Here is a 20,415-nt window from a genome sequence, read left to right as displayed (position 1 = left end):
GTAGTCTCTCCGCCTTTTTGTCCGATATCTTGATAGAATTCTTTATCATGCTCTTGAGAGGTAGTCTCTCCGCCTTTTTGTCCGATATCTTGATAAAATTCCTTGTCGTGTTCCTTGGAGGTCTTGTTTCCGCCCTTTTGACCTGCTTCCTCTACAGTCATGTTGCGATTGTTATTGTTCTGTTTAGCCATTTTCAATTCCTCCTTTGGTGTTATATATATACCCTTCCTCCTTAGCTACGGGGTTAAAACACACATTATCCACAAATGGGTTTATTTAATGGTTTTGTAACATTCTGTCGTTAAATTTTACAGAGGAACCTTCATATTGTTTGGGGTCCTCCTCTATCAGATTCCTATAATCATCCTCATTTCCCGTTGCTTGTGCGATATTTAACAGCTCATCATAAAACTTTCTTTCATCCAAATGATGCATATACTTTTCAAATCCGTAGGCCGTATATACCGCAAATTCCCAGACAAATCGCTCATCTCGTTTACCTACTGCCCGCGCAATCGCATTGAGAACTTTCAGTAACTCAACGGTAATGACCACATTATCTCTTGCATAATGACGTATAGAAGCGAATCCAATATATAAATAATCGTCAAAATTAAGATTTTGTAAAATTAGGCGAAGGTTATACTCTTTATCGGTCAAATAGGGGGTGAATTTCGCCTTCTGAGAAATGTTTATAAGTAAATCTCCAATATCATAAATGGTGCCTGTTGCTGTTTTGGGGTCATTATTCCCCAAGGCACGGATAGCAATTTCAACAAATTTATTGATACTGAATTCAATATCCTGAATTTCTGTTTGGTTCTTTCCGATATGAAACATATTTTTATATTTAAATTCATCAATGGTTGTTTCCTCTCTCCTTTTCCAATAGGTTAATAATGGGGTTGTTCCAAAGACGAAATTCCCAACTTTGTACTCTAACCGAATAATGAGATCATCCCTACATGCCTCCTCAATCAATGGAATAAAATCAATGGTTTGTAAATAACCAGAAGAATCAATCCCTATTCGATGTCCCTGGTATTCCGGGATTTGGCCCTTTACTGTCTTTTCATCCTCTACCCTGTAAGGCTCAAGCTCACTAAGCAAGGAATTCTCAATAATTCCGATGGATTCCCTTTTCATTTCACCCGTCATATTGGATACTTGAAGCCAGGTGACAATGTGATTAATAAAAAAAGCAAACGTTCCTATACATAAAGCCGTCAGAAATGTAGCTGTTACGGGAATCAAGGAATATTGGGAAGCTGTTTCCCCGTTAAGAAACAGTAGGCAAAACAACACATACAGGAAGCTCCCGTTAAAAATCCCAAGTGTTCGCTGGGTCACTTTCGTCATCATAAAATTCTTTAGGATTCTTGGGGAATATTGGCCGGCGAAGGTCGTTAGAGCTGTTAACACCCCATAAAAGGTAAAGGAATTTAATGATAAAAGTCCTCCTGTTAGTGTACTTAATATGGTTTTGGTCAATTGATAATTTGCACTTAGAATCGAAGGCAACATGCTGCCAAACTCCATCTTCAGATCTGCCCACACCGTTAAGGCAAACAGCAATAGGGATAACCCTGCATACATAATAGGCGTAACCCAAAGGTTTGAGTAAATCTGGTGCCATTTCTCTCTTTTTGACATGTTTTTGTACTTCTTCATTTTGGTTTGGAGTTTATTCCAATTCTTCATCTCGACATCCTTTCAGGGCATGATATTCCCTCTATCCCCCCCTTTCTCGTGTTCTAATCTGTACAGGGAAATGTTGGCTGATCGAACGGTCTTTTAAGTATCAAAAAAATAACCAGCTAAATAATCAGCTGGCAACCTTGAAATTAGTATTGTAACCCCGTGTTAGAACAGGGCTAGTTGAACGGATTGTTTTTGGGGACGAACTCTACTGTAATTAAAATGTTATGTTTATCTTTTGCTTCCTTGTGTTACCGTTTTATTGGAAGCCACCCATTTTCTGGAGGGATAAAATGAGTCAGTACCAGGTAGGAGAATGGATTCAAAAACGATGCAGAAAATGTTTTCATAACGAGTCGCAAATTATTAAGGTTGATGAAAAGGACCTCAATAAAAGGACGGGCACAATTCTGTGGTGTCAATGCCCGGAATGCGGATTGAATGATCATGAACTTACACCAGAAGAAGTCTAAAGAAAGGACCGGAGTTTAACTCTTTTAACTCTGGTCCTCTACATATTCCATTAAAGCGCCCGATTGTTTTACAATACGCCCCTATCCCGATTTAAAAACAACGTAAGTGCATTTAATAAAATGGTAACAATGACAAGTACTGTTGAAGCAACAGCTACACCACGCATTATCCCCCAGAGCAACCCAGTCTCCAATTTTTACCAAGTGAAGGTTATAAAAAATTTGTAAACATATTGCGATAGCGCAAGCGCTGAAACTGATAATAGAAAGAGCAATCCATTTCATATTCTTCTGTTTTTTATCTCCCGCATGATTAATAATAGAAATTATCCAAGCTACTAATCCAAGTATCAAACTGCCGACGTTAAGCCAACCAGCATCAATCATATTTCATCCCACCTTCATTTTTTCTTTCTAAATTTCTCCTCAACAAAATGGCCCTATACATAAAGAAAAGCGCAATCCTTTGCTCGAGAATTGCGCCCTTTTCATGAAGACTTGATTTCAAGATAATACATATGTTCTTACTGCAGAAAGGCTCCTCTCTTTTCAGGAATAAGGCTTGTACTAGTTAGCTTAAGGTTATTTACTGGATCCACTTATTGTTAACGTGTATTAAATTTGTATTAACATTTTACACAGAAACATTTTTACAGTGTGGAATTGACCTCCTCGCTAATATTTGCTATTGGAGGACCTATTTGGCTATTGCTATGGCAATGAATTATAAAAAGTCACAAAGGAATATTGCATCAGTGGGTGCATTTCTTATCCCAGAAAAGCGCCTGTTAATTAACTCACTAAAACTTGGGTTAGAAAGAAAGTCCTTATGGTTTAGCCCATATCAAATATAAATAACCTGCCAATTGGCGCTCTTCCCTAATAATTTTTAAACGAGACTTTTTTACAATTTCAGTAATATTTCTATTCTGATGACACCCTACAAAATTTAATGCTAAAGGATCCAAGGTTTTTTGCAACCAAGCCAATGGTTTGTTGGTGCTGATCCCGTGCTCCATCAAAAGTATTCTTCCTTCTGGCTTACACCATTTTTGAAAGTTATTTAGGACATTGCCAAGTTTTTGATACGCGCATAAGGTTCCAGAAGATACGATTGTATCGAAGGTGTTTTCATTAAATTCAACAAACTCAACATCTTCTTGTATAAATGTAGCTTCAAAAGGATATTCTTTTGCGGCATCCCGTGCTGTTTTCAACATTTCACGACTGAAATCCACCCCTGTCAATTCAACCTCTTTATTGTAGAAGGGAAAATTAAGACCAGAACCAATGGCAACCTCTAGAACCTTGCCTTCTGCCTCTTGAAAAATTCGTTCACGGAATTTATATGCACTGTCATTTTTTCGTCTTTTATTGTATTTATTTGCCTGTTTATCAAACTTTTTAATTAAGGATTCACTATCCATATCTTACCCCTTTCTCCTGTCATATCGAGAAAAGTTCACGGCTCTAGTACATTTATAGCTATGTATTTTGAAAGGTTTCATTCATTCTTATTCAATTAAACGGCCCTATACATTTAGAAAAGCGCAATCCTTTGCTCAAGAATTGCGCCCCTTTGATTGAATAAAAGTTATTCATTAACTTTCATTATTCGGAGTCTCTTCATTACACATGCTGAATCTGTTTCAAATGATCATCAAGACATCTGTATTGTGAATCGGTTCCTTTCACTACACCCATTTCCACAACCTTTTGAAGTGCTTCAACTGACTCAAATTGAGAATGCACAATGAGTTTCGTTACTTCTCCCTGCTCAACAAAATTCATTGTTACCTGCGTCGCTGGCATACCATCAGCCGAATTACCTTCCTCATCCGAGAACACATCGGTGTAAACAATTTTCTCAGGCGGATTGATTTCACTATAAATTGTTTTACCCCAGGATTCCATACCATAGAAGTCTCCTTGATTTTCATCTTTACAACGCATGCAATAATGCCACACACCACCGGGAACAAACTCAAATTTGCGACTTTCGGTTTCCCATCCTTCTGGCCCCCACCATTGTTCCAGGTGATCAGACTCGGAAAATGCTTTAAATACCAGTTCTCTCGGTGCATCAAACATTCTCTCCATCACGAGTGTCCGGCCTTCCGTTTTGTACGTTAATTTGTTCTCTGACATTTAATTTCCTCCTAAAGATAAAAAGTGCCAACTTTTTTTTGCACTATTTTCGTTGCTCACCCCAATGCTGCAACATGCCTAATTGGCACAGAAATTGCATTTTATTTTTATAAAATTATATAATGGAGGGGCGCTTATTTTCAAAATTATACAAAAACTAGTTAGTGGAATGGAATAAAATGATAATTTTGCATTAATCCCAAAGTGAAAGGGGAAACCACCTGATGGAAACACGTCATAAAGAAATGCATTTTGTACTAGCCGTTATCCCGCTGGTTGTTATGATAGCAGCTATGCTTGTTACAATTGTGTTGTTTGATGGAAGTCCTCATATTCCTTTAATTTTAGGCACTTCTGTATCCGCTTTTATAGCCTGGACACGCGGTTATAGGTGGAAAGAGCTTGAGGAAAGCATGTATAAAGGGATTCGTCTTGCCCTTCCCGCCGTGGCCATTATCATGATGGTCGGCCTTACTATCGGGGCATGGATTGGCGGTGGTATCGTTGCGACCATGATCTATTATGGATTAAAGATTATTACACCTTCACTATTTCTTGTTGCGATTGCAATTATTTGTGCCATTGTATCCCTTGCGATTGGAAGCTCCTGGTCAACAATGGGTACTATTGGTGTCGCCGCCATGGGAATTGGAATGAGTATGGGCATTTCCGCGCCAATGGTAGCAGGAGCCATTATTTCAGGGGCTTACTTTGGTGATAAAATGTCACCGCTTTCCGATACAACAAACCTTGCATCAGGTCTAACAGAAACGAATTTGTTTGAACATATCGGGCATATGTTGTATACAACAGTTCCCGCTTTTATGATTACACTTGTTATTTATTGGTTCTTTGGAAGAGATTTCGGTTCCAAAGAAATGGATAAAGGAACAATCGACCAAACCATGAGTGTTATGCAAGATTCCTTTTTTATTTCACCTTGGTTGCTCCTTGTTCCGGTCGCCGTGATCTTTCTTGTTATGCGTAAAGTTCCCGCTTTGCCCGCCTTATTCTTCGGTATTATACTAGGATTTTTATGTCAAATATTGATGCAGGGAGGAAACATTGGCGACGCAGTTAATACGCTGCAAACAGGTTATTCTATCGATACAGGAAATAAAATGGTTGATGGCCTTTTTAATCGCGGAGGGCTTGAATCGATGATGTATACCGTATCTATGACAATTGTCGCGATGACGTTTGGCGGTATTCTAGAAAATACAGGGATGTTAAAAGCGATTGTTGACCAAATTTTAAAATTAGCGAGGTCTTCAAAAGGGCTTATCCCTACAACAATATTGTCTGGATTTGCGACAAATGCTACATGTTCGGAACAATATATTTCGATCGTTGTGCCGGCAAGAATGTACTCCAGAGTATATGCAGAGAAAAAACTTCATTCAAAAAATTTATCCCGTGCTTTGGAAGACGGAGGAACACTGACATCCGTTTTTATACCCTGGAACACATGCGGCGTGTTTATTTTTGGAACATTAGGTGTCCATGCGTTTGAATACGCGCCTTATGCTATACTTAATTTTACCGTTCCAATCATTTCAATTATTTATGCGCTGTTCGGTTTTACAATTGTAAAGTTATCAGATACCGAACAGAAGCAAGTATTAAGCCGATCTGAACAGAAATCAATGTGACAGTGTTAAACAGAATATCAATCGTTTTATGATAATTAGCGAATCACCATGAAGCATGGATACGAAAGGTCAACTGTCAGTTGGAAGCGTGTCATCGAAACAATCAGGTGGTCTAAACCAAACTGTTTTGTAACCGTTTTGAATTGAGTTTTTCATCTAAAGAAACTGTCTCATTCCATTCATTGGGTTAGAATTGGAAATATCCATTTGAATTAACACAATCTGACCTGTTTAGATAACCTCTTAACAGGCAAACTAAATGTGTTCTTTGAAAAAGGACTAAAAATTTCTATAAGGGATGATGACTAATGAACGGTCGACAAAATGGAACTTCATGGTTAGCTTTAGGTACTGCTGGGGCTATTGGTGCTGCAGCTATGTATGGGGTATCACGAATGAATCGTAATGGCGGGGCCCAACAAATGGCTCAGAGAGCAAGAAATAGCCAACCGATGCAAAACCTGCAAAATACACTCCCTGATTTTGATGGGAAATAATAGCTTTTTCCCATCCAATTGCATTTGCGCTATCTGAACAATAGAAATAATGAATAAGAAGAGGCCTTGCAGGGCCTCTTCTCTTATGTCTGAAAAAGTTTCAGTTATAAATGGTTAGAGGTAAACAATGCAAGAATACATTTAAGCAGACGGATGCTGAAGCTTTTCCGTTGCATCAATAAACAAGCGGAGGGTCGAAGAAACCGTTGATACATCCACAAGACCGTCTTCACTATCTTTCACTTTATCAAGCTGCATAAGAAGATATTCATCATATCCTTGCAATTCCAGCTGGCCAGCACAAATTTTTCCTTTTAATCTTAAAATTTGTTGGTGCAGTACTTCCCGATCCATGCAGATCACTCCCTAATATAGAAGATTATATCTGCTATTCTTTCCAATTATGCCACAAATAAACAAAAGTGCCAGGAATGATCCTGACACTTCACACACCCTAATCTTCTAAGGGATTTAAACTCTCTTTCCCTGTCATATTCTTAATCATTTCTACCAATAAAGAGATTTCTTTCTCAATATCATCAATACTTACCGTTTCCACTGGAGAATGCATATAACGGAGAGGCAGGGACACAAGGCTTACCGGCACTCCTCTTCCCGTAAGTCGCATCTTATCTGCATCTGTTCCAGTAACACGCGGAGTCAGTTCATATTGTACATCCATATCCAAAGATCTGGCTCTATTTTCGAGCAGCTTGTTGATCTTTCTGTTAATCGGCGCCCCTTTGGCTAATACAGGACCCCCTTCTAATCGGACATCCCCATATTTATTTTTATTGACTCCTGGGTAATCGGTGGCAAACGTCACATCACATGCTATGGCCATTGTTGGTTCAATACCAGCAGCTGCAAAATAAGCCCCGCCCATGTTTGTCTCCTCATTGACGGTACTGGCTGCATACAAACCGACGTTTATCTTTTCTTCTGAGAGCCTCCTTAGCACTTCTCCCACGATAAACTGCCCTGTTCGATTATCCAATCCGCGACCGGCTATGTAACGATCCATCAAAATTTCTGACTCTCTCTTGTAAACAGCGAGGTCCCCTATTTGAACAAACTTCTCCATTTCCTCTTTTGAGTGAGCCCCACAATCAATAAATAGATCATCTAGACCGAAATCGCCTTTCAGCCCTCCATGGTGTTGAGCATTCACTCCGATTACTCCCGTCACTTCTTTCGCATAGCCGAGCACTCTAACTTTCATGCCTACCGCGGCTTTTGGGTTTATGCCTCCCATTTTATCGATGTGAAGGTACCCTTGTTCGTCTATACGATTGATGACAAGTGCAATTTCATCACAGTGTCCGGCAAGCAATATTTTAAAATCAGCCTCTGGATTAAGGATGGCAATAGCATTTCCTGCGTGGTCGGTTACAATTTCATCAGCTACAGGATCCATCTCTTTGATCCATCTTTTTTGTATTTCCATTTCCATACTGGAAGGAGATGGTGTGGATAACAGTTCCAATAAAAAGTTCAATCGTTCTTTTTCCATGATGTACCCCCTTTTCTTTTATCATAACAAAAAAAGCGATTATCGATTAGAATTAAACGCTTATTCTTTTTTAATTGAGGGAAGATGATGTTGTATGAGTTTTTAGGAGGGATATGAAGTGAATTTAGGAGAATGGTACGCCAAAGGGATGACAACCCAAACCTATGTGGATCAAATGCAGACACATAAGAAAGATTTCATCTATATTTATGAAAACTTCTCTGTGCCCGTAGAAGATCAACCCTTATTTGACAAAATCCAACAACAGAAAATTCGGGCACTTATCCTGACTGAAGATTGGTGTGGGGATGCGATGCTGAACATACCCATCTTTCTGAGGATGGCAGAGAGTGGTCATATTCCTGTTCATTTTCTTCGGAGGGATGAAAACTTGGAATTAATGGATCAATATCTAACCAATGGTGTTTCAAGATCTATTCCTAAAATTATTTTCATCGATGCCACCGGCCATGAAATCAGCCACTGGGGCCCACGAGCACCTGAACTGCAAAAATTTATCGATCAATCGATAGCTGGACTCCCAGAAGAAAAGGCGCCGGACTATCAAGAGAAGAAAAGGGAAATGCTGACATTCGTCACAAAAGCATACCGAGATAATAGAGACTTCTGGTCGTATGTATACAATGATATAAAAAAGCAATGGCTGTAACGCTTAAGGAAAGGTCTTACTTTCAACAGAAGTAAGTCCTTTTTATGTTTGAATAAGATATGGAACAGACATACTGAGGATAAAAAAGGGGCGTATGGTATGCAATCATTACTTCGCCTATACTTTCAACTTCCATTATTTATACGGTTAATAACCATTGTCTTTCTCACAATGACAATCTTCGGATTCCTTATCCATATCATAGAGCCTGCAAATTTCCCTACTTTTTTTGATGGATTATGGTGGGCAATCGTCACAGGCGCCACGGTAGGCTACGGTGATTATGTACCATTGAGCACAATGGGAAAAATAGTGGCCATGGGCCTTATCCTCTCCGGAGGGGGACTGGTAACTTTTTATATGGCTACCATATCCGCTACCACGGTAAAGCATGAAAAAGATTTAACAGAAGGAAAAGTAGATTTTAAGGGAAGTGATCATCTTGTTATTATTGGCTGGAATGAACGAACCAGGCATTTAATCAACATGCTTGAACAACAAAATCTTCATGAACGTATAGTTCTTATCGATCGAAGTATGGATCGTTTGCAGCAAAATATGGCAAGTGTACACTTTGTCCATGGCAGTGCAACGAATGAAGAGATTTTAGAAAAGGCGAACGTAGGTAAAGCAAGAATGGCCATCATTACTGCTGATCCATCTTTGGAAGAAGAACAATCCGATCAAGCCGTTATTCATCAGATTGTCTCCCTAAAGGGCCATCACCCCGGATTATTTATTATTGCCGAGGTGTTGACAGAGAAACAAAAAATCAATGCTGAAAGAGCTGGGGCAAACACTGTCATTCGATCGAATGATTTTATGAGCAGTCTCTTCTACCAGGAACTTTATCGTAATGACCCCGTCAAACCATTTGAACTTCTTCTGGATTTATTGACCGAAAGACAATTTCACGAAGAGAAAATTAATGGAAATCTTGTTGGGATATCGATATTGAACGCTTACGAGCACTTCTTGAAAGAACATTACCAAATCATAGGCATAAAAAAGGGCGAAGATCTTTCGTATGATCTTCACCCAGATATCATATTGGAAGAAGGAGACATCCTTGTTGTTTTCTCACCCCTTCGAAAGTAAAACTTGTTCGACTTGGGCCAGAAGTTCCCTTCCTGTGTTAATATTCTCTTCAGGAAAAGAAGCGTCTTTATCTACAGGTTCCTGAAACTGATCAAACATGGCTCTTACATTTCCTTCTTTGACATGATCGTCAAGACCAGGGTTGTACTTATGAGATAGTAAAAAGGGCTCCTTCATCTCGATCATGGCATAATCACCGGGAGCATCCAGCGACCCGGAGGTCACAACGAAGGGCAGACGGATGAACTGATATCCAACATGATCATCAATCTTATAATCGAAGTAACCATGTTCATAATCCCAGTTATCAGACAGCTTGAAACCCATAGCCTTCAATTCACTTTCCACATCATTGAAGGTGTAGACTTGCCCCGTAATAGGGGAAGATAATGGAAGCACACTCATCAACTCCTTTATGGCTTACTATGCCCAAACATAAAAAACAGAGGCCATCCATTTACTGGATATCCTCTGCTTTTGTATTATTTCAATCGTTTTTCAAGTGCTTTCTTCTCTTCTTCAAATCCTGGTTTCCCAAGCAATGCAAACATATTTACTTTGTATGCTTCTACACCCGGCTGATCAAAAGGATTGACACCTAATAAGTAACCACTAATCGCGCAAGCTTTTTCAAAAAAGTAAACAAGGTACCCGAATGTATAGGCATCACGCTTTGGCAAATGCAAGATCAGGTTCGGAACATCGCCATCTGTGTGTGCAAGCATTGTTCCAAGATAAGCTTTTTCATTAACTTCATCCACTGTTCCACCCGCCAGGTAGTTCAATCCATCTAAGTTCTGCTCATCCTCTTCAATGGTAATGTCAGAAGTCGGCGCTTCCACATGGAGGACCGTTTCAAATAAATCACGGCGTCCTTCCTGTACATATTGACCAAGAGAGTGTAGATCTGTGGAGAAGTTAGCCGACGCAGGGAAAATCCCCTTCTGATCTTTACCTTCACTCTCACCAAACAGTTGTTTCCACCATTCAGAGAAATACTGAAGAGAAGGCTCATAATTAACAAGCATCTCAATCGTTTTTCCTTTATTATAAAGAACATTTCTTACGGCTGCATATTGATAGGCAGGGTTATCAGAAAGGTTGTCTGTACTTAATTCACTCCGAGCAGCCTCGGCACCTTTCATCATTTCATCAATATCAATTCCACTTGCTGCAATCGGAAGAAGACCCACTGCTGTTAATACAGAGTAACGGCCTCCTACATCATCAGGTACAACGAAGCTTTCATAACCTTGTTCGTTTGCAAGAGTCTTCAAGGCTCCTTTTTCTTTATCCGTCGTAGCATAAATACGTTTACGAGCTTCCTCTACCCCATACTTATCCTCAAGGAATTTACGAAAAATACGGAAAGCGATCGCAGGCTCTGTAGTCGTTCCACTCTTTGAAATAACATTGACCGATACATCTTTGCCTTTTAGAACATCAAATAATTCATTCATATATGGTGCACTGATGCTGTTACCAATGAAGAACACTTGAGGAGTCTTTCGGTCATCAGAAGACAACTCGTTATAAAAGCTATGGTTTAACATTTCAAGTGCAGCCCGAGCACCTAAGTATGACCCGCCAATCCCAATAACAAGCAAAACATCAGAATCAGATTTGATTTTTTCGGCCGATTGTTTTATACGGGCAAATTCTTCCTTATCATAATCTTCAGGTAAGTCCAACCACCCTAAAAAGTCGTTTCCTGCACCTGTTTTTTCATGCAAAGACTTGTGTGCAAGGGATACCGCACCTTGCATATATTCAAGTTCATGCTCACCAAAGAAAGGCAGAGCTTTTTCGTAATCAAAACGAACATGTGTCATATATTACCCTCCATATCATCATTTTTCACCTTGACCAATTTCACTTTATCGAAACCTATCCATCAAATCAAGATACCACCAAATTGTAAACGGATACATGTTAAGATTAAATTTAAAGGTCCTGTTTATGGAATAAAATTGGAAAAATCCCGTCCGGGAAAGGAATCCTTTAGAACAAAGGAAGTGGCCAATTTCTACTCCGGGCGTCTATCTAGTATAAAAAGGAAAGTTCAGAGTACATTCTGAACTTTCCTTCCACATGAATCTTTATTTAGACATTTCCAAAATGTTTTTGACGTCTTCATCATGCAATTTATTGAAATTACCAAATGGACCACGTTTCATAGCGCGATCAATGATGACATCAAATTGATCGTCTCCGATTTCATAATCCGCCAAGGTTTCTGGTGCACCGATTGAACTCCAGAATTGTCGTAAAGCCTGAATTCCTTCTTTAGCCACTTCCCGATCGCTCTTACCTTCAGGGTTGACACCGAACACTTTCGTTGCCAAACGACGGAAACGCTCTTCGTTCACATCCAAGTTGTGTTTCATCCAATTAGGGAACAAGATAGCCAGCCCGCCTGCATGAGGAATATCATACACAGCTGATACGGCATGCTCGATGTTATGACTAGCCCAGTCTCCACGATAGCCCATTTGAAGCATTCCATTCAACGCTACCGTTCCTGCATACAGAATCGTTTCGCGATGTTCAAGTGATTCGAGATCCTCCAGTAATTTCGGTGCTGTTTCGATCACAGTTCTTAGAACACCTTCAATCATTTCGTCCTGGACAGGAGATTGGGTAGGGTTGTGGAAATATTGTTCGAACAAGTGTGTCATCATATCCACAATACCGTAAATCGTTTGATCTTTTGGTACACTGACCGTATAGGCAGGATCCAGAATTGAAAAGGTTGGGTTCGTTAATGGGGCGGCTCCCCATCCATATTTCTCATTCGTTTCCCAGTTCGTAATGACTGCCCCAGCATTCATTTCTGAACCTGTAGCTGCAAGAGTCAATACAGTACCAAAAGGAAGGGCCGAATCAGGTGTGGCTTTACGTGTAACGAGATCCCATGGAGCTCCCTCATATTTCGCCCCTGCAGCAATCGTTTTTGTGCAATCAATAACGCTTCCTCCCCCTACAGCAAGAAGGAAATCAATGTTTTCTTTTTTACAGATTTCGACACCTTTTTCAACGGTGGTCAATTTTGGATTAGGCTCGACTCCTGATAATTCAAGAACGTCTACACCCACTTTATTGAGTTGTTCCATTACTTGATCATAAACACCATTTTTCTTAATGCTTCCTCCACCATAAACGATCAGCACTTTTTTTGTACCGTTTGGAAGTTCTGACGGCAACTGGCTAATTTGGTCTTTACCGAAAATTAATTTCGTTGGATTATGAAATTTAAAAGCATCCATGTAAACATACCCCTTTCTCATCTATGCGTGCCATCCTATTATCCCCGATTTACAAAGTATTCTCAAAGAATATGCAACTTGTATAATATTTTCACTTGCGTTAAAGCTATGAACGAATGGATAAAAAAAGAAAGTTTTTTAATGATTTGGCTGAATTGCATTGCGGAGCAGCCGACTGGGACTCATTGGTTTGTAGGTGAACCCGCTAAATGCAAAAAAGGACCTGTCCATGGGACAAGTCCTTTTGCTGTCTTATTTACGGAATTTTTCTCGATCGTCGGATTGTTTGATCCAATCTTCCAGCTTATCTTTCAGCGTGTTAAAACCAGCTGTGGATTCTTCCTGCTTAGGTGCTACTGCTTGCTTACGAGGGCGGCGTACAGCTTTAGGTGCTTCTTGTGTCGCACGAATGGAAAGAGAGTATTTGTTGCTCTTTTCATCAATGTTAAGAATTTTAACTTGTACTTCATCTCCTTCAGAAAGGTGCTCATTGATATCCTTCACGTAACCATGTGTAACTTCAGAGATGTGGACAAGACCTTGTACTTGTTCGTCAAGTGCAACGAATGCACCGTATGGCTGAATTCCTGTAACTTTACCTTCTAATACTTGACCTTCTTGAAACTTATCTGACATTTCTATACAACTCCTGATTTTTTATTATTCGCTTCTTTTCACGCAATAAATGATTTTACCACAAAAGGGGCCTTTTAGCAAAGAAACTTATATTCTTCAAAAATCGTTCAAAATCTTCACCCTTACAAAATGGTATAATATAGGAAAGAAAAGAGGAGGCTGATTTCAATGTCCACCGGAAACAATATACGTAAGTACCGGGAGTTGAAGAACTTCACAAAAGAGGAGCTCGCTCTTAAAGCAAGAATAGGTATTCAAACTCTAGAAGCTTATGAATCTGACGAACGGGAGCCTAAACTGGATACAATTCTTAAGATCTCAACTGTCCTTGATATTCCTGCCTCTGATTTACTGGAAAACAAAGAAAAGAATACGGAGGAGATGGATTCTGAATTGAAAGAACCTCATTAATGAAATCGACATCAAACATTCCTCCCTATTAAAAAAGGCGCTGGCTTCTTGGAAACAAGATGTTCTTAGAGCCATGAAGCTTCTTTTCGATTTAAATCTGTAAAATAATAAAAAAAGGTTTATAATCTATGAAAACGGGTTATATTAAATAACGTAAGACTTTCTCGTATTCCCCCTGTGTAAGCAGAGCGAACATTCGCTTTGCTTTTTTTTTTGGGTTTTTTAGGAATTTGGAATTTTATTTTACAGACTCAGAAAATGAAGGAATATGAATCCTTTATATAATGGAAACCATTCAACCACATATCGATCCAAAGTGATAGCGGACATCCCCTTAACGCAGATATCATCCACAAACAGCTTAGTTTCATTCCATCCATAAATTCGGGTATGATAGATAAAAAGCGGAGTATTAGGAGGAAAGACAATGGAACGTTTCGAAAAAGTAGTACCAAGAAAAGGAACACGATCTGTTAAATGGGATATGGCAGAAGACTTATATCAAGACAAAGACGTATTGCCTATGTGGGTGGCAGATATGGACTTCGAAACCCCACGGGCTGTAACAGAAGCTTTAAAAGAAAGAGTAGAACACGGAATCTTCGGATATACCATCCCTGATGACCTAGTGAAAAAAGAAATTACTCAATGGTTGGAAAATCGTCATCGATGGGAAATTCACGCCGATTGGATTTCTTATAGTCCTGGAGTTATCCCTTCATTGCACATGATTATCCAGTCACTTACTGAAATTGGTGATCACATCCTTATTCAAACACCTGTATATCCTCCCTTCTATAGTGTGATTAAAGATCATGGCAGGCATGTAGTCAAAAATCCACTTTATCTGAATGAGGAAAGGTACAACATAGACTTTGATGATTTTGAGAAAAAAATAAAAGAAAATCAGGTCACCATGTTCATTCTCTGTAATCCTCATAATCCTGTCGGCCGAGTATGGTCTAAAGAAGAATTAGAAAGAATGATGGATATTTGTTTGAAACATGATGTAAAAGTAGTGGCGGACGAAATTCACGCAGACCTTATTTATAAAGGAAATGTCCATATACCAATCGCTAGTTTATCTAAAGAGGCTGCTAATCAAACCATTACCTGTCTTTCACCAACCAAAACTTTCAATCTGGCAGGATTGCAAGCCTCATATCTAGTCATCCCCAATGATTCAGATAAAAAGAAAGTCGACCGTCACTTTAAAAACCAAGGAATGATGATGCTCAATACGCTAGGAGTAACGGCAATGGAGGCCGCATACCGGCATGGTGAGGAATGGCTTGATCATTTAAATACAGTATTAGAAAGCCACCGTGACTATGTCATTCACCGTTTCCATAGCGAAACATCCTCTATTCGAGTTCTTCCAGCAGAAGGTACTTATTTGTTATGGATGGACTGTCGGGAGTTAGGAATGACTCAAAGTGAGCTGAAATCCTTTATGCAGAAAGAAGCAAAGGTCGGATTAAATGACGGGGCCTCTTTCGGCGTAGAAGGAGAAGGCTTCATGCGCCTTAATATCGCCGCGCCAAAATCAATCATCGAAGAAGGCGTTTCGCGAATGGTTAAAGCCGTACAAGATAAAGAAAAATAACGAAATTCAGAACAAAACGGCGAACGCTTTCTCAGCAAGAATGGGCTTAGCTAACGAAGGTATTGGTAGCTCATCCTCCTTCCATCATGGAAATATATATACAAAAAAACTTGTAGAGAATTTAGGGTTCTCTACAAGCTGAAAGTCTCTCCTATGGGGAGGCTTTTTTAATTTCCTTCTTGCTTTTTATCTGGTTCAGTGGGGTCACTTGCCTCATCTTCATCCGCTTTAAGGGTTATGGCACCACATGCAACCCGCTCTCCTGCGTCTCCCGCCGGCTGTGTCATCCCATCATCTTGTCCACTATGAATGACAATCGAAGTCCCCTCATCACGTAATAATGATTTTTGGCCTTCCTTCATCTTCGCTTCAGGCAGCATTAATTCTGTATCGATCATACCACTTTGATCAGCTTCGACATTTGGCATATCACCAACATGAGCACCTTTGGGGTTCATTAGTCCGTGCTCTTTGGATAGAGGGTTAAAGTGATTGCCCGCACTTTTAAAGTCAGGAGTTTCACATTTCGGAAACTCGTGAACATGCACAGCATGCATGCCAGGTTCCAGTCCCTCTACCTTCAGCTTCACTTGTACACCGTCTGGCTGCTCTGTTAGTGTTGCCGTTCCTATTTTATCGTTGTCGGCGTTATAGATGGAGGTTTTCAACGGGGATCGTTCCTCGCCGGAGCACCCTGAGACCACCAGTAATAATGCACTCAATACACCGATTATAACTTTCATTAAAGATCCTCCGTTCCATGAAATATTCCATGGATAGTATCCCCATTGTTGAAGAAAAATATAACAAAGCCACGTTCTGGCTTATACCTTAACGTGGCTCTTTGTTCCGTTGTTTCACCTTTTGTTCTACATTGTAGGTCTGATCTATTTTTTGTTCTTCTTTCTGAGAAGCTCTTATGATCCAGATCATTGTTACAGCAGCACCGACAATAAAAAGCAGCAACATGATAACAGCAGGGATATACTCTGATTTATCTTGAGGAAAGTAAAGAAATTCCATCATAGTGCAACACATCCTTCTAAACCCAGTATATCAGAAACCAGTCCTCCCCTTGAAGTCCTTCACGATATCTACATATTTTCATTTTTTGTTACAATAGAAAGAGATTGTAGGAGGGGTGGATTTATGTCAGATATACAAAATGGAACCATCGTCACAGCTCATTATAAAACAGGTATCTATATTGGAGAAGTCATGGAAGACCGCAACCGTTTTTACTTAGTTAAAGTTCTTGCTGTTCAAAAACATCCGATGCAAGGGGACCTCCATAATCCTGGCAAAACGGAGAATGTCTTTTTTCATCAACGCAAAGCGTTAAGTTATAACGAAAAAGCAAACGTGCAAAAAGAAGCGGTCAAGGCGTATGATGGTGAAATCCCATCATATGAGGAATCCCTAAAAAATGCTGTTCTTGCCTTGAAAACGAAATTGACCAGAAGAGAAACGGAATTCAATCAGAGCGCTAAGCAACAGCTGGATGATTTAGAAAGCCACTATTTCGGATAAGCGCGATGATGAGAGCGCTTTTTTGAATTTGTTTTCTGCCAGAGGGTATGGTAATTTTATATAGTCAAAAGTAATGGAGGAGGTCATATCCATGACAACACATATCGGCGCAAAGCCCGGAGAAATTGCAGAAAAGATTCTTCTTCCTGGTGATCCACTCCGAGCAAAATATATTGCCGAAAACTTTTTAGAAGACGCAACATGCTATAACGAAGTCCGAGGCATGTATGGGTATACTGGTACTTACAAAGGTGAAAAAATCTCCGTTCAAGGAACAGGCATGGGAGTGCCATCGATCTCTATTTACGTTAATGAACTAATGGACAGCTATGGGGTTCAGAAGTTAATCCGTGTTGGTTCTTGTGGCGCGCTGCAAAGTGACGTAAAAGTACGTGACGTCATCCTTGCTTCCACCTCAACAACAGATTCTCAAATGAATCGTATGGTATTCGGAGGCATTGACTTCGCTCCAACAGCTGACTTCAACCTATTAAAGAACGCTTATGATGCCGGTACAGACAAAGGATTAAAGCTGCGTGTCGGTAATGTATTTACAAGTGACAGCTTCTATCGCGATGAAGCGATGGACCTTTTCAATTTATTGGCTAAATATAATGTTCTGGCTGTAGAAATGGAAACAACAGCCTTATATACTTTAGCAGCGAAGTATAACCGACAAGCGCTATCCGTTCTAACCGTAAGCGATCATATCCTGACTGGTGAAGAAACAACAGCCGAAGAACGTCAGACAACATTCAATGAGATGATTGAAGTCGCTCTGGAAGCTGCCATCCAAGACTAATACGACTGTATTGAATAGGAAACACAAACAGGCACCCCTATACTTGTAGCGGGTGCTTTTTACTATGATTTCACTGCGCAAATCTGTACTCCGCTTCCTGTCTATCCTTTCTCTACCCAAACTCTTTCATCCTGACCTCAAAAGGGCCCTTGTGAACTTTGTCCAGCAGCCAACCGAAACATTTAGATCCTTCTAGACCTTTATACTCAGTGCCCGGTAATGGTCTGTTAAAAGATAAGAACCCCCTCCCAGAAGAGGAAGGGGGGTGGTTAACTTATAATATATCCTGACAGTGTTTTGGCCATGACACCTGTCGGTCCTTTGGGCCCTAAATCATGAGCGCCTTCAACTACAGAAGTACCAGCAATATCCAAATGAACCCAAGGTACTTCTTCTACGAACGCCCCCACAAAAGCTCCACCCATAACCGCATGAGCCTTTCTTGTTGGCGAATTATTTAAGTCTGCAATGTCGCTTTTTCTTACTTGTGCTTTGTAGTCTTCATTATAAGGAAGAAGCCAAATAGGCTCTCCTACAGACTTTCCAACGTTTTCAATTTCTTTATAAAAATCCTCGTTGTTTGTCATAGCCCCTGTCATCCATGAACCAAGGGCAGTCACAACTCCACCTGTCAAAGTGGCTACATCAATAATACGATCTGCTCCCTTGCTTTGTGCGTAAGTCACACCATCAGCAAGGGCTAAGCGACCTTCAGCATCTGTATTCAGCACCTCGATCGTCTTCCCACTCATCGATGTGATCACATCATCCGGTTTAAACGCATTTCCGGAAATCATGTTATCTGTGGAAGGAATAACAGCGATGACATTCTTTTTTGGTTTCATTTGACCAATGGTTTCCATAGCCCCAAGGACAGCTGCAGCTCCGCCCATGTCTCCTTTCATCCCAAGCATCCCTGTTTTCGTTTTAATCGAATAACCACCGGTATCGTAGGTAATGCCTTTCCCGACAAGAGCGGTAATATCTTTCCACTCTTCCATCCCCTGATATTTAAGGACAATCATTTTTGGCGGTTCTACGGATCCTTGATTGACTGCGAGCAAAGCCCCCATCCCGAGCTCTTCCATATCTTCTTTTCCTAAAACATCTAACTCAAAATCATAATCTTCTGCCATCGTTGTGGCAAATTCAGCCATCTCAGAAGCAGTCAAAACATTCGCAGGAAGATGGGTCAAATATCGCGCTGTGTTTACCCCGTCGGCTAAAGCACGACCCTTTTCAAGAGATTTATGGATGATAATGGAATCTTCTTCTGTCCATATCGTAAGTTCTCTATCTTCCACATCCGTCTGTTTACCTGTTTTGAATGTTGGAAGTCGGTATGTAGAAGTCAACATGGCTTCAGCAATGAGTAACGAACACCTTTCCTTACTCCAATGATCAGGTGTAAAGCTTTCTAGCAGAATAGCCGTAGATAAAACATGATCAGAATCGATTTTTTTAAACAAACGGCCTATCATTTTCCTATAGTTATTTTCCCCAAGATTTTGAGAAGAGCCTAAACCAAGAAAATAAATTCTTACTAATCCTTCGTTCTTCGGTATGAGCACTTTTTCGATATGGTTCTTATGAGAAGATAGATCATCCGTCTCCATATATGTTCTCAAATCCACTCCAAACAAACTTTCAATCTTACGAAAAACCTCCCTCTTTTTCTCTTTTTCATCAAAAAGTCCAACCATTAGAGTCTGACCTTTATTCCATTCATTTGTCACTGTAAACATTTATTTAAGCACCTCCACATCAAGTATACATAAAGAAAAGATTTTTGACTCCTAATACCGAATCATCCTTCGCTCTGTCTGGTGAAAATATGGTATAATGACTTTGTTTCTATACTATATGAAAGCTTTGACAGACTACATAAAATTTCATTTCTACCCCTCGAAAAGTAAGAAAGGATGTCATGATGCTATTAGATTTACTGCATAATTTCCCTCTTTGGGCATCGATCGCGGCTATTTTTTTCGCCCAAATCATCAAAATTCCGATTCAATTTATCGCTTCCCGACAACTTAACACGAGTCTCGCTTTTAGCACAGGTGGTATGCCAAGCAGTCACTCTGCTGCCGTTACAGCCTTAGCTACAGGTGTGGGAATCGAACAAGGGTTTGGCTCATCCGTCTTTGCTATCGCTTGTGTATTCAGTATTATTGTTATGTTTGACAGCACGGGGGTTAGACGGCAGACAGGCGAACAAGCCATTATGTTGAACATCCTGCTGAACGATTTCAATAGGTTTGTAAGTGAGGCCAAGAGCTGGCAGCAAAAAGAAGGATATCAGAAAAAAGAAGAACTGAAAGAACTGCTCGGCCACCAGCCTATCGAAGTTTTTTTCGGGGGTCTTACAGGTATTTTACTCACGTTTCTCTTACATGCACTCATTTATTAAAG

24 protein-coding genes are annotated in these 20,415 nt (G+C 40.1%); 10 read left to right on the top strand and 14 right to left on the bottom strand.

The genetic code is table 11. The annotated features are described in order from the left end of the window. Together BLW54_RS18375 and BLW54_RS18370 are read right to left on the bottom strand one after the other, a co-directional pair. The coding region (locus tag BLW54_RS18375; protein WP_074736186.1) for a KGG domain-containing protein at positions 1–191 on the bottom strand (191 nt) is incomplete at its 3' end. A gap of 85 nt (positions 192–276) precedes the next feature. Further along, positions 277–1,701: a DUF2254 domain-containing protein gene (locus BLW54_RS18370; RefSeq protein WP_074736184.1), complete on the bottom strand. Its 1,425-nt coding sequence runs from the start codon at positions 1,699–1,701 to the stop codon at positions 277–279. Positions 1,702–1,991: 290 nt separating this feature from the next. On the opposite strand from BLW54_RS18370, the gene BLW54_RS18365 reads away from it, so the two are divergent. Beyond that, positions 1,992–2,171, top strand: coding sequence for a hypothetical protein (locus tag BLW54_RS18365; RefSeq protein WP_074736182.1), 180 nt, complete (start codon positions 1,992–1,994; stop codon positions 2,169–2,171). A gap of 81 nt (positions 2,172–2,252) precedes the next feature. Here the strand turns inward: BLW54_RS18365 and BLW54_RS18360 are convergent, their stop codons facing one another. The 3 genes from BLW54_RS18360 to BLW54_RS18350 form a co-directional block, all read right to left on the bottom strand. Continuing rightward, a complete protein-coding gene (locus tag BLW54_RS18360; RefSeq protein ID WP_341853320.1) occupies positions 2,253–2,558 on the bottom strand; it encodes a hypothetical protein in 306 nt (101 codons plus the stop codon). A 440-nt stretch (positions 2,559–2,998) separates the two neighbouring features. Then, entirely contained in the window at positions 2,999–3,598 is a 600-nt protein-coding gene (locus BLW54_RS18355; protein ID WP_074736180.1) for a class I SAM-dependent methyltransferase, read from the bottom strand. A gap of 202 nt (positions 3,599–3,800) precedes the next feature. Next, complete coding sequence (locus BLW54_RS18350) at positions 3,801–4,319, bottom strand: SRPBCC family protein (protein ID WP_074736178.1); 519 nt, start codon at positions 4,317–4,319, stop codon at positions 3,801–3,803. 224 nt (positions 4,320–4,543) lie between these two features. Here BLW54_RS18350 and nhaC point away from each other — a divergent pair, with 224 nt between their 5' ends. Together nhaC and BLW54_RS18340 are read left to right on the top strand one after the other, a co-directional pair. Continuing rightward, positions 4,544–5,971 carry a Na+/H+ antiporter NhaC gene (nhaC, locus tag BLW54_RS18345; protein ID WP_074736176.1) on the top strand — a complete coding sequence of 476 codons (1,428 nt, stop codon included), beginning with the start codon at positions 4,544–4,546 and terminating at the stop codon, positions 5,969–5,971. A 308-nt stretch (positions 5,972–6,279) separates the two neighbouring features. Then, positions 6,280–6,468 carry a hypothetical protein gene (locus tag BLW54_RS18340; RefSeq protein WP_074736174.1) on the top strand — a complete coding sequence of 63 codons (189 nt, stop codon included), beginning with the start codon at positions 6,280–6,282 and terminating at the stop codon, positions 6,466–6,468. A gap of 141 nt (positions 6,469–6,609) precedes the next feature. On the opposite strand, the gene BLW54_RS18335 is transcribed toward BLW54_RS18340, so the two are convergent. Both BLW54_RS18335 and BLW54_RS18330 read right to left on the bottom strand, forming a co-directional pair. Further along, on the bottom strand, positions 6,610–6,822 hold the full coding sequence (locus BLW54_RS18335; RefSeq protein WP_035511501.1) for a hypothetical protein: 213 nt from the start codon (positions 6,820–6,822) through the stop codon (positions 6,610–6,612). Between the two features lie 100 nt (positions 6,823–6,922). Next, positions 6,923–7,981, bottom strand: a complete 1,059-nt coding sequence (locus tag BLW54_RS18330) for a M20/M25/M40 family metallo-hydrolase (RefSeq protein WP_074736172.1) — start codon at positions 7,979–7,981, stop codon at positions 6,923–6,925. A gap of 118 nt (positions 7,982–8,099) precedes the next feature. Here BLW54_RS18330 and BLW54_RS18325 point away from each other — a divergent pair, with 118 nt between their 5' ends. Then, positions 8,100–8,651 carry a thioredoxin family protein gene (locus tag BLW54_RS18325; protein ID WP_074736170.1) on the top strand — a complete coding sequence of 184 codons (552 nt, stop codon included), beginning with the start codon at positions 8,100–8,102 and terminating at the stop codon, positions 8,649–8,651. Between the two features lie 99 nt (positions 8,652–8,750). Further along, positions 8,751–9,749, top strand: coding sequence for a potassium channel family protein (locus BLW54_RS18320; protein WP_074736168.1), 999 nt, complete (start codon positions 8,751–8,753; stop codon positions 9,747–9,749). Here BLW54_RS18320 and BLW54_RS18315 read toward each other — a convergent pair. The 4 genes from BLW54_RS18315 to yugI all read right to left on the bottom strand — a co-directional run bounded on the left by BLW54_RS18315 (position 9,732) and on the right by yugI (position 13,651). Then, positions 9,732–10,148, bottom strand: coding sequence for a YugN-like family protein (locus BLW54_RS18315; RefSeq protein WP_035511510.1), 417 nt, complete (start codon positions 10,146–10,148; stop codon positions 9,732–9,734). The genes BLW54_RS18320 and BLW54_RS18315 overlap by 18 nt on opposite strands. Positions 10,149–10,231: 83 nt before the next feature. Then, positions 10,232–11,581 (bottom strand): glucose-6-phosphate isomerase, encoded by a 1,350-nt coding sequence (locus tag BLW54_RS18310; RefSeq protein ID WP_074736166.1) that lies wholly within the window; start codon positions 11,579–11,581, stop codon positions 10,232–10,234. Positions 11,582–11,848: 267 nt separating this feature from the next. Continuing rightward, positions 11,849–13,015, bottom strand: a complete 1,167-nt coding sequence (locus tag BLW54_RS18305) for an iron-containing alcohol dehydrogenase (RefSeq protein WP_035511515.1) — start codon at positions 13,013–13,015, stop codon at positions 11,849–11,851. Between the two features lie 252 nt (positions 13,016–13,267). Then, complete coding sequence (gene yugI / locus BLW54_RS18300; RefSeq protein WP_035511517.1) at positions 13,268–13,651, bottom strand: S1 domain-containing post-transcriptional regulator GSP13; 384 nt, start codon at positions 13,649–13,651, stop codon at positions 13,268–13,270. A 168-nt stretch (positions 13,652–13,819) separates the two neighbouring features. On the opposite strand from yugI, the gene BLW54_RS18295 reads away from it, so the two are divergent. Continuing rightward, a complete protein-coding gene (locus BLW54_RS18295) occupies positions 13,820–14,062 on the top strand; it encodes a helix-turn-helix domain-containing protein (protein WP_074736163.1) in 243 nt (80 codons plus the stop codon). 427 nt (positions 14,063–14,489) lie between these two features. Beyond that, positions 14,490–15,668, top strand: coding sequence for a MalY/PatB family protein (locus tag BLW54_RS18290; protein ID WP_074736161.1), 1,179 nt, complete (start codon positions 14,490–14,492; stop codon positions 15,666–15,668). A 167-nt stretch (positions 15,669–15,835) separates the two neighbouring features. Here the strand turns inward: BLW54_RS18290 and BLW54_RS18285 are convergent, their stop codons facing one another. Together BLW54_RS18285 and BLW54_RS18280 are read right to left on the bottom strand one after the other, a co-directional pair. Next, positions 15,836–16,411: a superoxide dismutase family protein gene (locus tag BLW54_RS18285; RefSeq protein ID WP_074736159.1), complete on the bottom strand. Its 576-nt coding sequence runs from the start codon at positions 16,409–16,411 to the stop codon at positions 15,836–15,838. An 88-nt stretch (positions 16,412–16,499) separates the two neighbouring features. After that, positions 16,500–16,694 (bottom strand): hypothetical protein, encoded by a 195-nt coding sequence (locus tag BLW54_RS18280; RefSeq protein WP_035511525.1) that lies wholly within the window; start codon positions 16,692–16,694, stop codon positions 16,500–16,502. Positions 16,695–16,817: 123 nt separating this feature from the next. On the opposite strand from BLW54_RS18280, the gene kapB reads away from it, so the two are divergent. Next, positions 16,818–17,198 carry a kinase-associated lipoprotein KapB gene (kapB, locus tag BLW54_RS18275; protein WP_074736157.1) on the top strand — a complete coding sequence of 127 codons (381 nt, stop codon included), beginning with the start codon at positions 16,818–16,820 and terminating at the stop codon, positions 17,196–17,198. Positions 17,199–17,289: 91 nt separating this feature from the next. Next, entirely contained in the window at positions 17,290–18,000 is a 711-nt protein-coding gene (gene deoD / locus BLW54_RS18270; protein ID WP_074736155.1) for a purine-nucleoside phosphorylase, read from the top strand. Between the two features lie 269 nt (positions 18,001–18,269). Here the strand turns inward: deoD and BLW54_RS18265 are convergent, their stop codons facing one another. Continuing rightward, on the bottom strand, positions 18,270–19,745 hold the full coding sequence (locus tag BLW54_RS18265; RefSeq protein WP_074736153.1) for a leucyl aminopeptidase: 1,476 nt from the start codon (positions 19,743–19,745) through the stop codon (positions 18,270–18,272). A 185-nt stretch (positions 19,746–19,930) separates the two neighbouring features. On the opposite strand from BLW54_RS18265, the gene BLW54_RS18260 reads away from it, so the two are divergent. Further along, on the top strand, positions 19,931–20,413 hold the full coding sequence (locus BLW54_RS18260) for a divergent PAP2 family protein (protein WP_035511530.1): 483 nt from the start codon (positions 19,931–19,933) through the stop codon (positions 20,411–20,413). Positions 20,414–20,415: the final 2 nt, after the last annotated feature.

This window comes from Halobacillus karajensis (genome assembly GCF_900108515.1).
GTDB classification, from domain to species: domain Bacteria; phylum Bacillota; class Bacilli; order Bacillales; family Halobacillaceae; genus Halobacillus; species Halobacillus karajensis.
Note: the sequence above shows the minus strand (reverse complement) of the source record. Positions and strands in the feature narration are given on the sequence as shown.

Bases quoted from the DNA above. Each gene is read 5' to 3' on its own strand.
- kapB (WP_074736157.1), top strand. From the start codon at position 16,818: ATGTCAGATATACAAAATGGAACCATCGTCACAGCTCATTATAAAACA.
- BLW54_RS18360 (WP_341853320.1), bottom strand. From the start codon at position 2,558: ATGATTGATGCTGGTTGGCTTAACGTCGGCAGTTTGATACTTGGATTA.
- BLW54_RS18335 (WP_035511501.1), bottom strand. From the start codon at position 6,822: ATGGATCGGGAAGTACTGCACCAACAAATTTTAAGATTAAAAGGAAAA.
- nhaC (WP_074736176.1), top strand. From the start codon at position 4,544: ATGGAAACACGTCATAAAGAAATGCATTTTGTACTAGCCGTTATCCCG.
- BLW54_RS18280 (WP_035511525.1), bottom strand. From the start codon at position 16,694: ATGATGGAATTTCTTTACTTTCCTCAAGATAAATCAGAGTATATCCCT.
- BLW54_RS18350 (WP_074736178.1), bottom strand. From the start codon at position 4,319: ATGTCAGAGAACAAATTAACGTACAAAACGGAAGGCCGGACACTCGTG.
- yugI (WP_035511517.1), bottom strand. From the start codon at position 13,651: ATGTCAGATAAGTTTCAAGAAGGTCAAGTATTAGAAGGTAAAGTTACA.
- BLW54_RS18310 (WP_074736166.1), bottom strand. From the start codon at position 11,581: ATGACACATGTTCGTTTTGATTACGAAAAAGCTCTGCCTTTCTTTGGT.
- BLW54_RS18285 (WP_074736159.1), bottom strand. From the start codon at position 16,411: ATGAAAGTTATAATCGGTGTATTGAGTGCATTATTACTGGTGGTCTCA.
- BLW54_RS18370 (WP_074736184.1), bottom strand. From the start codon at position 1,701: ATGAAGAATTGGAATAAACTCCAAACCAAAATGAAGAAGTACAAAAAC.
- BLW54_RS18365 (WP_074736182.1), top strand. From the start codon at position 1,992: ATGAGTCAGTACCAGGTAGGAGAATGGATTCAAAAACGATGCAGAAAA.
- BLW54_RS18340 (WP_074736174.1), top strand. From the start codon at position 6,280: ATGAACGGTCGACAAAATGGAACTTCATGGTTAGCTTTAGGTACTGCT.
- BLW54_RS18295 (WP_074736163.1), top strand. From the start codon at position 13,820: ATGTCCACCGGAAACAATATACGTAAGTACCGGGAGTTGAAGAACTTC.
- BLW54_RS18330 (WP_074736172.1), bottom strand. From the start codon at position 7,981: ATGGAAAAAGAACGATTGAACTTTTTATTGGAACTGTTATCCACACCA.
- BLW54_RS18305 (WP_035511515.1), bottom strand. From the start codon at position 13,015: ATGGATGCTTTTAAATTTCATAATCCAACGAAATTAATTTTCGGTAAA.
- BLW54_RS18320 (WP_074736168.1), top strand. From the start codon at position 8,751: ATGCAATCATTACTTCGCCTATACTTTCAACTTCCATTATTTATACGG.
- BLW54_RS18260 (WP_035511530.1), top strand. From the start codon at position 19,931: ATGCTATTAGATTTACTGCATAATTTCCCTCTTTGGGCATCGATCGCG.
- BLW54_RS18290 (WP_074736161.1), top strand. From the start codon at position 14,490: ATGGAACGTTTCGAAAAAGTAGTACCAAGAAAAGGAACACGATCTGTT.
- BLW54_RS18355 (WP_074736180.1), bottom strand. From the start codon at position 3,598: ATGGATAGTGAATCCTTAATTAAAAAGTTTGATAAACAGGCAAATAAA.
- BLW54_RS18265 (WP_074736153.1), bottom strand. From the start codon at position 19,745: ATGTTTACAGTGACAAATGAATGGAATAAAGGTCAGACTCTAATGGTT.
- deoD (WP_074736155.1), top strand. From the start codon at position 17,290: ATGACAACACATATCGGCGCAAAGCCCGGAGAAATTGCAGAAAAGATT.